This is a genomic window from Streptomyces sp. URMC 126 (assembly GCF_051386555.1).
Lineage (GTDB): Bacteria > Actinomycetota > Actinomycetes > Streptomycetales > Streptomycetaceae > Streptomyces.
This window is the reverse complement of record NZ_JBPQTX010001400.1, coordinates 1-232: the sequence shown is the minus strand read 5'-3', so window position 1 is coordinate 232 and position 232 is coordinate 1. Positions and strand designations below refer to the sequence as shown.

At 74.1% G+C, this 232-nt stretch carries 1 pseudogene; it reads right to left on the bottom strand.

Going from position 1 to position 232, the window contains the following annotated elements:
- A pseudogene (locus ACSNOK_RS36435) lies at nucleotides 1–232 on the bottom strand (prenyltransferase); the annotation flags it as partial.

The window sequence follows — 232 nt, the reverse complement described above, 5'->3', positions numbered from 1 at the left end:
CCCACAGGGCGAGCGCGAGTTCCGCGCTCTCGCCGCCCGTGACCCACGGGTTCGGCAGCACGCAGCGCACCCCGAGGCCGGGCACCACGAAGTCGTCCCACCGGGAGTCGATGCGCTCCCTGGCGGCCGCGCCGGTCAGCGCCCCGCCGAGGATCGGGTAGTACCAGTCCATGGAGTAGCGGTCCTTGTCGAGGAACCGCTCGGGGTGGTGGCGCACGGCGTGGCCCAGCGC